Source organism: Cellulomonas sp. T2.31MG-18 (genome assembly GCF_964266755.1).
GTDB lineage: Bacteria > Actinomycetota > Actinomycetes > Actinomycetales > Cellulomonadaceae > Cellulomonas.
The window spans coordinates 274635-286914 of sequence record NZ_CAXWGW010000005.1 but is presented as its reverse complement, the minus strand read 5'-3'; the positions used below and the strand labels follow the sequence as shown (position 1 = coordinate 286914).

Sequence of the window (12280 nt, the reverse complement as noted above, 5' to 3'; positions counted from 1 at the left end):
CCGGAAGCTAAGCCCTTCAGCGCCGATGGTACTGCACCCGCCAGGATGTGGGAGAGTAGGACGCCGCCGAACACCATTCCAGAAAGGCCCACCCCCAACCGGGTGGGCCTTTCTGCGTTCACCCACGGTCTTCGCTCCACCACGGCGCGCCGAGCCGTCCGGCCAAGTCAGATCCGTTGGGCCCCGGTTGGCCTTGGTGCACGCCTGCGCGGGCACGGTCCGTGCGAACGGTTGTTTCGCCGCGGTTCTCGGTCACTGATGGCGGATCGAGCCGCTTGATCGGTGCTCGGTTATGGGATGGCGTGCGGGCGACGTTCGCCGCGCAGGTCATGCAGGTGAGCCGGGGTGTGCGGGCTGGACCTGTGCGAGGGGCCGGGAGCGGTGCCGACGGGAGGCCGGCCGGTGTCCCGGTCGGGCGTGGCTGCCGGTGTCAGCTGTTGTCGGCGATGAAGATCACCGCGCCGAGAGGCGGGATGCGGATGCTCGCCGAGAAGGGGCGTCCGTAATGGGGCACGGGATCAGCGGTGATCTGCCCGAGGTTGCCGACGCCGGAGCCGCCGTAGATCGCGGCGTCGGTGTTGAGGGCCTCGGTCCAGGTGCCGGCGCCGGGCAGCGCGAGGCGGTACTGCTCGTGCGGCACGCCGGCGAAGTTGACGACGACGACCGCGGTCGGCGCGCCCGGTGCTTTGCGGAGATAGGCCAGGGTGTTTCCCTGGGAGTCGTTCGAGTCGATCCATTCGAAACCCTCGGGCCTGTGGTCCAGCTTCCAGAGCGCGGGCTGTGCCCGGTAGAGGGTGTTGAGGTCGCGTACGAGTCGCTGGACGCCGGCGTGCTTGGGGTCGTCGAGCTGTCCCCACCACAGGGAGTCCGCCTCCGACCATTCGCCCTGCTGCGCGAACTCGTCGCCCATGAAGATCAGCTGCTTGCCCGGGTGCGTCCATTGGTACGCGAACAGGGCTCGGACGTTCGCCGTCTTCTGCCAGTGGTCGCCGGGCATCCGGGCGTAGAGGGACCCCTTGCCGTGCACCACCTCGTCGTGCGAGAGCGGCAGGATGAACTGCTCGGAGTACGCGTACACCATGGAGAATGTGATCTCTCCGTGGTGGTAGCTGCGGTGCACGGGCTGCTCCGCCATGTAGCGGAGCGTGTCGTTCATCCAGCCCATGTTCCACTTGAGGCCGAAGCCGAGACCGCCGTGGTCGGTCGGCGCGGTGACGCCACCCCACGCGGTCGACTCCTCGGCGATCATCAAGACGCCTGGCGTGCGGCGGTAGGCCGTGGCGTTCGCCTCCTGGAGGAACGAGATGGCGTCGAGGTTCTCACGACCGCCGTACTGGTTGGGTCGCCACTGACCGTCCTTGCGGGAGTAGTCGAGGTACAGCATCGAGGCGACGGCGTCGACGCGGAGGCCGTCGACGTGGAACTCCTCGAACCAGTAGGTGGCGTTGGCCACGAGGAAGTTGCGGACCTCGGCACGGCCGAAGTTGAAGATGTACGTGCCCCAGTCCGGGTGCTCGCCGCGCAGCGGGTCGGGGTCCTCGTAGAGCGATGTGCCGTCGAACCGGCCGAGGCTCCAGTCGTCCTTGGGGAAGTGGGCCGGCACCCAGTCGACGATCACGCCGATGCCGGCCTCGTGCAGGGCGTTGACGAGGTAGCGGAGGTCGTCCGGGTGGCCGAAGCGGGAGGTCGGCGCGTAGTACGACGAGACCTGGTAGCCCCATGAGCCGCCGAACGGGTGCTCCGCGACCGGCATGAACTCCACGTGGGTGAACCCCGTCTGACGCACGTAGTCGGTCAGCTGGGTGGCGAGGTCGCGGTACGAGAGCCCCTGACGCCACGAGCCGAGGTGGACCTCGTAGATCGAGAGGGGACCGGTGTGCGGGTCGGTGCTCGCGCGATGAGCCAGCCACGCGTCGTCCGACCAGGTGAAGTGCGAGTCGACGACGACCGACGCGGTGGCGGGCGGGACCTCGGTGCCGCGTGCCATCGGGTCGGCCTTCTGCCGCCAGGTGCCGTCGGCGCCGACGATCTCGAACTTGTAGCGCGCCCCCGCGGTGACGCCGGGCACGAAGAGCTCCCAGACGCCGCTGTCGCCCAGCGAACGCATCGCGTGCTGCGCACCTTGCCAGTAGTTGAAGTCGCCGATGACGCGGACGGCGCGGGCGTTGGGGGCCCAGACGGCGAAGGACGTGCCGGTCACGTCGCCCAGGGGATCCGGGTAGCGCCGGACGGACGCACCGAGGACCGTCCAGAGCTGCTCGTGACGGCCCTCCCGGATGAGGTGGAGGTCGACCTCGCCCAGCGTCGGCAGGTAGCGGTAGGGCTCGTCGACCAGGGTCGTGGACTCGCCGTAGGTGACCGCGAGGCGGTAGGCGGGGACGGCGTCGGCGTCGAGGACGGCGACCCAGATCCCGTCCTGCTCGTGGCGAGCCTCCGTCTGCCCACCGTCGGTCACCACGACGACGCTGTCCGCCAGGGGCCGCAGCGTGCGGACGGTCACGCCGTGCTCGCCGGGATGGGCGCCCAGCACGCCATGGGGGTCGTAGTACAGGCCTGACGCGACCGCCCTCAGGGTGTCGGCGCCGACGGGGACCGGGGAGGGTGCGACCGAGGTCATTGCCCTAGCCAACCACCGGAGCGGCGTCCCTGCAGACGGGCGCACGGGACACGCGGACCGGGGTCGGTGACCAACGAGCCCCGTCCCTCAGCGGAGCAGCCGGTCCAGACCGGCCAGGGGGATGTGCAGCCAGTCGGGACGGTTGCGCTGCTCGTAGACCGCCTCGTACAGCGCCTTGTCCAGCTCCAGCGCCGTCAGGAGCAGCGCCGACGAGCCCTCACCTGTGGCGAGCGAGGTTCCCGCTGTCTCGTCGTACCGGGCCAGGAGGGCGTCGCGGGCCGCACCGGACCAGGCGTGCGCGGCCTCGTGGTGCAGGCCGCCGACCGCCGCCGCGTAGTCGAAGGACCGGAGCATGCCTGCGACGTCCCGCACGGCCAGGTCCGGTCGGGTGCGCATGGCCAACGGTGCCAACGGTTCACCCTCGAAGTCGGTCACCAGCCACCGGTCCGCCGATCGGAGCACCTGGCCCAGGTGCAGGTCACCGTGCACCCGCTGCCGCGGCGGTGCGTCCGGCAGAGCGCGGACGCGGGCAGCGACGCCGTCGACCGCGTCCCCGTACCCCTGAAGCGCGGGCACGGACTCCGCGGCCCAGGCGAACCGGTCCTCCAGCTGGCGGGCGACCTGCGCCGGACCCGCGGCGCCGTCGCCGTCGTCGGCGGCGCTCGGTTCCGCACCGAAACCCCGGACCAGGGCGTCGTGCATGCCGGCGATCAGGGTGCCGAGCTGGCCGGCCGCGTCGTCGAACGGTGCGCCGGCACCGGCGAGCTCGCAGGCGAGCTCGAAGCCGTCACGCGCCCCGGGGACGAACGCCGAGAGCGCGCCGAGGTAGCCCTCGACCAGCTGCCCGTCCGCGTCCGGCCAACGTCCCACGAGCCAGCCGAGCGGTGCCGGTACCCCGTCCCAGCCGACCTCGACGAGCCGGCGCGGTACGTCCACGTCCGGGTTCGGTCCGGCGGCGAGCGTGCGGAACACCTTGAGGATGCCGACCGCCGGTGCCTGCAGCTCCTCGCCGGCACGGCGGAGCACGACGGAGGTGTTCGACTGCTCGCCCGTGATCACGCGGGCGGTGGTCGGATCCAGGTCGGTGGGCGCACGGCCGTCGGGGCCGTCGGCGGCGGCGAGCCAGGCGCGCAGGAACGCGGGGTGGCCGGTGCCGTCGAGGAGCAGCAGGTCGCCGAGCCGGCCGACGGTGTCAGGGTCGATCGGTTGCGACGGGTGGGCTGGCGCCGTGGCGCTCGGGGCGAGCCGTTCGAGCACGAGCGGTACCTGGAGCAGCGTGTCGACCGAACCGAAGCGCACGCGGACCAGAGGGATGCGCACGGCCTCGTCGTCCAGCAGCAGCGTGGCCACCACGGCGAGCTGCGCCTCGGTCCCCTTGGCGGGGTACCAGCGGCGCGTCGGCAGCCACGTCCGGACGAGCTCCGTCAGCGGCTCGAGGGGGAGGTCCGCCGACCCCGCCGTCGCGGTGAGCGTCACGGGGCGACCACCTCCAGCCAGTAGAAGTCGCGAGAGCCGAGGGTGAACGTGCAGGCGTCGTCCGGACCCACGGCGGGGAACGGAGCGCCGCCGAAGACGTCACGCAGCGCGGACCCTGCGGCACCCGGGAGCGTGACGCGGGCGGCGCGGGCCGTCGAGGCGAGGTTGGCCACGACGAGCACGGTCTGCGTCGGCGTCCGGCGCAGGAAGGCCAGGATCGAGTCGTTGTCGCACGGCACCACCGTGAAGTCGCCCATGCCGAGCGCCGGGTACCGGCGTCGGACGGCGAGCATGCCCTTGACCCAGTGCAGCAAGGAGGTGGGCTGGGCCAGCTGCGCCTCGACGTTGACGTGGGCGTAGTGGTGCACCAGGGACTGGACCAGCGGCAGGTACAGCTTGCCGGGGTCGACGGTGGAGAAGCCCGCGTTGCGGTCCGGGGTCCACTGCATCGGGGTGCGGACGGAGTCGCGGTCGGCGAGCCAGATGTTGTCGCCCATCCCGATCTCGTCGCCGTAGTAGAGGCAGGGGCTGCCGGGCAGCGAGAGGAGCAGGGCGTGGGCGAGCTCGATCTCCTTGCGCGAGTTGTCCAGCAGCGGGGCCAGCCGACGCCGGATCCCGACGTTGGCGCGCATCCGGGAGTCCTGCGCGTACCAGCCGTACATGGAGGCGCGCTCCTCGGTGGACACCATCTCGAGCGTCAGCTCGTCGTGGTTGCGCAGGAAGGTGCTCCACTGGCCGCCGGCCGGGATCGGCGGCGTGTCCGCGAGGATGTCGACGATCGGCGTCGCGCGCTGATCGCGGAGCGCGTAGAAGATGCGCGGCATCACCGGGAAGTGGAAGCACATGTGGCACTCCGGCTCCTCCGCGGTGCCGAAGTAGTCGACGACGTCCTCCGGCCACTGGTTCGCCTCGGCGAGCATGATGCGGCCGGGGAACTCCTCGTCGAGCATCCGCCGGACCCGGCGCAGGAAGGCGTGCGTGGCCGGCAGGTTCTCGCAGTTGGTGCCCTCCGCCTCGAACAGGTAGGGGACCGCGTCGAGCCGGAAGCCGTCGACGCCGAGGTTCAGCCAGAACCGGCCGACGTCGAGCATCGCCTCCGCGACGCGCGGGTTCTCGAAGTTGAGGTCCGGCTGGTGGCTGAAGAACCGGTGCCAGAAGTACTGCCGCCGGACGGGGTCGAAGGTCCAGTTGGACGTCTCGGTGTCGACGAAGATGATGCGGGCATCGGGATAGCCCGCGTTGTCGTCGCGCCAGACGTAGAAGTCGCCGTAGGGCCCCTCGGGGTCGGCACGCGACGCCTGGAACCACGGGTGCTGGTCGCTGGTGTGGTTCATCACCAGGTCGACGACGATCCGCATGCCGCGGGCGTGGGTCTGCTGCACCAGCTCCGTGAAGTCGGCGATCGAGCCGTACTGCGCGGCGACGGCCGTGTAGTCCGCCACGTCGTAGCCGCCGTCACGCAGGGGCGACGGGTAGAACGGCGGCAGCCACAGGCAGTCGATGCCGAGCCACTGCAGGTAGTCCAGGCGCTGGATCAGGCCCTGGATGTCGCCGGAGCCCTCGCCCCGCGAGTCGGAGAAGCACCGCAGCATCACCTCGTAGAACACGGCGGTGCGGTACCACTGGGAGTCCGGCGTCGGGGCGCCCGGCAGCTCCGCGGCGGGCACCTGGGGCTGGCGGCGCGCGGGCAGGCCGTGCAGCGCCAGCGCGGCGGTGGTCGGTGGCGGCTCGGTCACGGCACGTCCACGTGCACCACGTGGGCACAGCTGACGGTCGGGTCGAGCCGGACGAACGCCTCCGGGCCCCACCAGAACGTGGCGTCGGTCAGCAGGTCGTGCGCTCGCACGGGGCCGAGGGCCGGCAGCCCGAGCGCCTCGAGGTCCAGCAGGACCATGCCTTCCCGTGGGTGGAACGGGTCGAGGTTCACGACGACCACCACGGTGTCCGCGACGCCGGTCGACGAGTCCTCGGCCGCGACGTGGCGGGAGAAGCAGACCAGGGCGTCGTCCGTCGTCGGGTGCACGCGCACGTCACGGAGCTGCTGGAGAGCCGGGTGGGCGCGCCGCACCGCGTTCAGCCGGCCGATCAGCAGCGCGATGCCGTAGCGGTCCGCCTGCGACCAGTCGCGGGGGCGGAACTCGTACTTCTCGTTGTCGATCTGCTCCTCGACACCCGGACGCGGGATGTGCTCGACGAGCTCGTAGCCGGAGTAGATGCCCCACGTCGGCGAGCCCGTGGCGGCTAGCACCGCCCGGACGGCGAAGCCGCCCAGGCCGGTGGCCTGCAGGTACGGGGGGAGGATGTCGTGCGTCGTCGGCCAGAAGCTGGGGCGCATCCACGCGCCGTCCGGGCCGGCGACCGTGGCGATGTACTCCTCCAGCTCCTCCTTCGTGTTGCGCCAGGAGAAGTACGTGTACGACTGGTGGAAGCCGATCTTGGCCAGCGCGAGCATCATCGCCGGCCGGGTGAAGGCCTCTGCGAGGAAGAGGACGTCCGGGTGGTCGCGCGCGACCTCCGCGAGCAGCCGCTCCCAGAACGCGAGTGGCTTGGTGTGCGGGTTGTCGACGCGGAACGCGGTCACGCCGTGGGAGATCCACAGCTCCACGACGCGGTGGATCTCGGCGTAGATGCCCTCGGGGTCGTTGTCGAAGTTGAGCGGGTAGATGTCCTGGTACTTCTTGGGCGGGTTCTCGGCGTAGGCGATCGAGCCGTCGGCACGCGTGGTGAACCACTCCGGGTGCTCGCGGACCCATGGGTGGTCCGGCGAGCACTGCAGGGCGAGGTCCAGGGCCACCTCGAGGCCGAGCCCTCGGGCGGACGCCACGAAGGCGTCGAAGTCGTCGAACGTCCCCAGGCTCGGCTCGATCGCGTCGTGACCACCGGCCGCCGAGCCGATCGCATAGGGGGAGCCGGGGTCGCCGGGCTCGGCGACGAGCGTGTTGTTGCGGCCCTTGCGGAACGTCGTGCCGATCGGGTGGATCGGCGTCAGGTAGACGACGTCGAAGCCCATCGAGGCGATGCGCGGCAGCTGCTCGGCGGCGGTGCGCAGCGTGCCGGAGACCCAGCGCCCCGTGTCCGGGTCGACGTGCGCGCCGTGGGACCGGGGGAACAGCTCGTACCACGAGCCCGCCAGGGCGAGCGGGCGGTGCACGACGAGCGGGTAGTCGGCCGACGGGGAGACGAGGTCGCGCAGCGGCGTACGGGCGAGCGCGTCCCGGACGGCGTCGGACAGGGCGACGCCCAGGCGCTCGTCGGCCGGGCGCTCCCGGTCCCGCAGGGCCGCCGCGGCGTCCTGCAGCACCACCGCGTCCTGCTCGGGCATCGCATCCGGCCCGGTGCGCTCGGCCGCGCGCGTCAGCACCCGCGCACCCTCGGTGAGCATCAGCTCGGCGTCGATGCCGGCCGGCACCTTGATCCCCGCGTCGTGGGCCCACGTGCCGTACGGGTCGGACCAGCCCTCGACCCGGAACGACCAGGCGCCGGTGGCGTCGGGCACCACGCGGGCCTCGTACCGGTCCAGCCCCTTGAGCACCTCGGTCATGCGCACCCGCTGGTGCACCTCGCCGTCCGGCCGGACCAGCACGGCGGTGGCGCCGAACGCGTCGTGACCCTCGCGGAAGACGGTCGCCTGGATCGGCACCGCCTCGCCCACCACGGCCTTCGCCGGGAACCGGCCCTCCTCCGCGACCGGCGCCACGTCGAGCACCGGGATGCGTCCGATGCGGACGGGCGGCTCGTCGGGCGGCGCCGGATGGGCCGCGTCCACCGCGGAGTGCCGTGCGGGCGCGCCCGAGGCGGTCGCGCCGGAGGAAGTCGCACGGCGCGCCGGGGCGGCCGCAGGGGTGGCGGGGACCCCGCGCGCCACCGTGGGCTGGGGCTGCGGACGGGGGGACGGGGACGACGACGGTCGCACGGTCCGAACCTATCCGCCCGTGCCGCAGGTGGGCATCCGCACGGCACGTCGCTGGACGCGTGTCCTGGTCAGGTGGGGATCCGGTGCTGCGGAGCGGCGGGGCCGCGCACGCGGCGCAGGTCGGTTGCGGTACCGGTCACGCGCGGACGTAGACGCGCATGCTGAGCGGCTCGAGGACCACGCTCTCGCCGCCGCCCGCGTGCAGACCGCCTGCGATCGCCGTCAGGCGCTCCTCGCGGGGGTGCTCCCACACCGAGTCCCACGCCAGCTGCCACCTCGCGACGTGGTCCGGCGGCAGCCGCACCGCCAGCTGGTCCAGGGCGCCGTTGACGACGACGAGGACGGAGTCGGACTCCGGTGCGGCCGTCGTGCGGACCATCTGGAACGTGCGGATGGACGCGTCGTGCCACCGGGCGTGGTCGAACGGCGCTCCGTCGGGGCCGAACCAGGCCAGGTCCGGTGCCTCGCCGTCGCCGGCCGGCCCACCCGTGTAGAAGGCGGTGGCCCGGAGCGCGGGGTGGGCGCGGCGCAGCGTCAGGAGGTGGCGGGCGGTCTCGAGCAGGTTGCGTCGCCAGGGCGGCAGCTTCCAGGACATCCACGACAGCTCGGAGTCCTGGCAGTAGGCGTTGTTGTTGCCGTGCTGGGTGCGGCCGAGCTCGTCGCCGGCCGTGATCATCGGCGTGCCGGCGGCGAGCACCAGCGTGCCGAGCAGGTTGCGGATCGAGCGTCGCCGCAGGGGGAGCACGTCGGCACCAGGTGAGTCGGGCGGCACCGGCCCCTCGACGCCGTGGTTCCAGGACCGGTTGTCGTCGCTGCCGTCCCGGTTCTGCTCCCCGTTCGCGGCGTTGTGCTTGTGCTCGTAGGCGACGAGGTCCGCGAGCGTGAACCCGTCGTGCGCCGTGAGGAAGTTGACCGACGCGGTGGGCGTACGAGCCAGCGGCGGTGTGCCGTTGCCGAACAGGTCGACCGAGCCGGACAGGCGCGTGGCGACCTCGCGGACGCGATGGCCCGGCAGACCGTGCGCGGCACGGCCCGGGTCGGCCAGCCAGAAGGAGCGGACGGCGTTGCGGAACCGGTCGTTCCACTCGCCGAACGGTGGCGGGAACTGGCCCGTGCGCCAGCCGCCGGGCCCGATGTCCCACGGCTCCGCGATCCGCTTGAGCGCGTGCAGCGACGGGTCGGTCGAGGCGGCGACGAGCAGCGGGTGGTCCGGGGTGAAACCCTGCGTCCCGCGCCCCAGCGTGACGGCGAGGTCGAACCGGAAACCGTCGACCCCCACCACGTCGGCCCAGTAGCGCAGCGAGTCCATCGTCAGGGCGACCACCTCGGGCCGCCGGAAGTCCAGGGTGTTGCCGCAGCCGGTGACGTCGACGATCCCCGCCGGGATGTTGCCGTCGTGGGCGTAGTAGACCGCGTTGTCCAGGCCGCGCCAGGACAGGTGCTGGCCGTCGGCCCCGCCTTCGCAGGTGTGGTTGTAGACGACGTCCAGCAGCACCTCGAGCCCCGCCTCGTGCAGGGCGTGCACGGCGGTCCGTAGCTCGGCGAGGACCGCCGCCGGTCCCAGCCGCCGGGCCAGCTCGGTGGCGTACGGGGCGTGCGGTGCGAAGAAGCCGAGGGTGTTGTAGCCCCAGTAGTTGGTCAGGCCCCGGCGGACGAGGTGCGGCTCCGAGGCGTGCGCGTGCACCGGGAGCAGCTCGACGGCGGTCACCCCGAGCCGCACCAGGTGCTCGATGACCGTCGGGTGCGCCAGCCCCGCGTAGGTCCCGCGCAGCTCGGGCGGCACGTGCTCGGCCAGCGCGGTGAGGCCCTTGACGTGCGCCTCGTACACGACCGTGTCCCGCCAGGGCGTCCAGGGTCGGTTGGCGGCCGGGTCCGGGCCGGCGAGGTCGCGGGTGTCCACGACGACGCCATGAGGGACGTGCGCGGCGGAGTCACGGCCGTCCGCTGCGCCGTGCGGGTCCCCACGGAGCTGGTCGTCGACGACGTGGCCGTAGGTGGCCGGGCCGTAGCCGAGCGCGCCGACGAGACCGCGCGCATAGGGGTCCACCAGCAGCTTCGCCGGGTTGTAGCGGAGGCCGTAGGAAGGCTCCCACGGCCCGTGGGCGCGGAAGCCGTACCGCTGACCGGGCTGCACGCCGGGCACGTGGGCGCTGAAGACGCCCAGCGAAGGACCGTCGAGCCGGACGCGGCGCTCCGTGCCCTCGTCGAGCAGGCACAGGTCGATCGCATCGGCGTGCGGGGCCAGCACGGCGACCTCGATGCCGTCGTCGACGACGTGCACCCCGAGGCGTGGCGGTCGTCGGGACGGGGAGCTCACGCGACCCATTGTCACCGCCCGCCGCCGGGAGCCCGCGCACGCCTCGCCTGGGACCGTCGGTCCTTGCGGCATGCGACGAGCAGCGGACGCCTCGGGACCGCGCCGGTGACGCCAGGTAACGTTCCGCGCGTGAGGATCCTCGTCGCCGTGAAGCACGTGCCGGACATCCAGTCCGAGCGTTCCCTCGGACCCGATGGCCGGATGGTCCGCGACGGCGGTGACGGGACGCTGAACGAGCTGGACGAGAACGCCGTCGAGGCCGCGCTCACCCTGGTCGAGGAGGCGGAGGACGGCGAGGTGGTCGTGCTGACCGTCGGTCCGGACGACGCCGTCGACGCGGTGCGCCGAGGGCTGCAGATGGGAGCCGACGAGGCCGTCCACGTCGTCGACGACGCGATCGCCGGCTCGGACGCCGTCAGCACGGCCCGCGTGCTGGCGGCCGCGGTCCACCGGCTGTCCGAGCAGCAGCCGGTGGACCTGGTGCTCACCGGAATGGCAGCCCTCGACGGCCTGACGTCCCTGGTGCCGACCGTGCTGGCCGACCTGCTCGAGCTGCCGGCGCTGACCTTGGCGACCGAGGTGATGGTGGACGAGACGGCGGGCACGGTGACCGTCCGCCGCGAGCTGGACCACGCGGTCGAGCTGCTGCGCGCACCGCTGCCGGCCGTCGTCTCGGTGACCGACAGCGCCAACGAGCCGCGGTACCCCGGCTTCAAGGGCATCATGGCGGCCCGCAAGAAGGCCGTGACCACGTGGACGCTGGCCGATCTCGGCATCGAGCCGGACCAGGTCGGTGCGGCAGGGGCGCACACCGCGGTGGTCGCGGCCGCCGAGAGGCCCGCCCGAGAGGACCGCGTCCTGGTGACCGACGGGGGCGACGCCGGTGTGCGCCTCGCGGCCTACCTCGTCGAGAACAAGCTCGTCTGACCCCGGACCCGAGGACCTGCGATGACTTCCCCCGTGCTCGTGCTGCTCGACCACGCCGCCGACGGCGCGCTCCGACCCTCGGCGGCGGAGCTGGTGACGCTCGCTCGCCCGCTCGCCGGTGACGGCGGCGTGCTCGCCGCCTGGGTGGGTGACGGACCGGGCTCGGACGCGCTTGCCGTCCTCGCTGCCCACGGTGTCGCGGCGGTGCACGTGGTGCGCCCGGACGCCGATCCCGCGCTCAGCGCCGTCACCGCCGAGGCGGTGACGGCCGTGCTGGGCGCGACCGGGGCGGGACTGGTGCTGATCCCCTCGACGTTCGAGGGCAAGGAGGTCGCCGCCCACCTGGCCGCGTCGACCGGCGCCGGCGTGGTGACGGACGCGGACGGGGTGCAGCTGCAGGACGGCGTGCCGGTGGCGAGCAAGACCGTGCTCGCGGGGACCTGGACCACCCGGTGCTCCGTGGTCGGCGCGCCCGCCGTGGTGACGGTGAAGGCCAACGCCGTGCCCGCCGAGCCGGTCGCCGCACCGACGGAGCCCGTCGTGGTGGAGCACGAGCTCACGGTGAGCCCCGCGGCACGGCGCGTCGAGCTGGTGGAGCGCACCGAGCGCGCACCGTCCGACCGGCCCGACCTCTCCGGTGCGCAGGTGGTCGTGGTCGGCGGGCGCGGGACGGAGGGCGACTTCGGACCCATCGAGGAGCTCGCGGACCTGCTCGGTGCGGCGGTCGGCGCCACCCGGGTGGCGACCGACGAGGGCTGGATCGCCAAGGATGCGCAGATCGGACAGACCGGCGTCACCGTGACGCCGCGGCTCTACATCGGCGCCGGGGTGTCCGGTGCGGTGCACCACCGCGGCGGCATGCAGGCCGCCGGCACGATCGTCGCGGTGAACTCCGACCCGGACGCGCCGATCTTCGAGATCGCCGACTTCGGCATCGTTGGAGACCTGTTCACCGTGCTTCCGCAGGCGACCGCGGAGCTTCGTCGGCTGCTCGGCTGACCGTCCGCCGTCGCGGTACGACGGCCGCCGA

At 72.7% G+C, this 12280-nt stretch carries 7 protein-coding genes; 2 read left to right on the top strand and 5 right to left on the bottom strand.

From position 1 onward, the window contains the following. Positions 1–430: 430 nt before the first annotated feature. The 5 genes from glgB to glgX form a co-directional block, all read right to left on the bottom strand. Positions 431–2617, bottom strand: coding sequence for a 1,4-alpha-glucan branching protein GlgB (gene glgB, locus ACFQTY_RS17385; RefSeq protein ID WP_378103075.1), 2187 nt, complete (start codon positions 2615–2617; stop codon positions 431–433). Between the two features lie 87 nt (positions 2618–2704). Continuing rightward, positions 2705–4093 carry an aminoglycoside phosphotransferase gene (locus ACFQTY_RS17380; protein ID WP_378103074.1) on the bottom strand — a complete coding sequence of 463 codons (1389 nt, stop codon included), beginning with the start codon at positions 4091–4093 and terminating at the stop codon, positions 2705–2707. After that, positions 4090–5829 carry a maltose alpha-D-glucosyltransferase gene (gene treS / locus ACFQTY_RS17375; protein WP_378103073.1) on the bottom strand — a complete coding sequence of 580 codons (1740 nt, stop codon included), beginning with the start codon at positions 5827–5829 and terminating at the stop codon, positions 4090–4092. Before treS ends, ACFQTY_RS17380 begins: the two co-directional genes overlap by 4 nt. Next, a complete protein-coding gene (locus tag ACFQTY_RS17370) occupies positions 5826–8006 on the bottom strand; it encodes an alpha-1,4-glucan--maltose-1-phosphate maltosyltransferase (protein ID WP_378103072.1) in 2181 nt (726 codons plus the stop codon). The genes treS and ACFQTY_RS17370 overlap by 4 nt, the downstream gene beginning before the upstream one ends. 136 nt (positions 8007–8142) lie before the next feature. Further along, positions 8143–10332: a glycogen debranching protein GlgX gene (gene glgX, locus ACFQTY_RS17365; RefSeq protein ID WP_378103071.1), complete on the bottom strand. Its 2190-nt coding sequence runs from the start codon at positions 10330–10332 to the stop codon at positions 8143–8145. Positions 10333–10452: 120 nt separating this feature from the next. On the opposite strand from glgX, the gene ACFQTY_RS17360 reads away from it, so the two are divergent. Both ACFQTY_RS17360 and ACFQTY_RS17355 read left to right on the top strand, forming a co-directional pair. After that, positions 10453–11250 (top strand): electron transfer flavoprotein subunit beta/FixA family protein, encoded by a 798-nt coding sequence (locus ACFQTY_RS17360; protein ID WP_378103070.1) that lies wholly within the window; start codon positions 10453–10455, stop codon positions 11248–11250. 21 nt (positions 11251–11271) lie between these two features. Beyond that, positions 11272–12249, top strand: coding sequence for an electron transfer flavoprotein subunit alpha/FixB family protein (locus tag ACFQTY_RS17355; protein ID WP_378103069.1), 978 nt, complete (start codon positions 11272–11274; stop codon positions 12247–12249). Positions 12250–12280 lie beyond the last annotated feature (31 nt).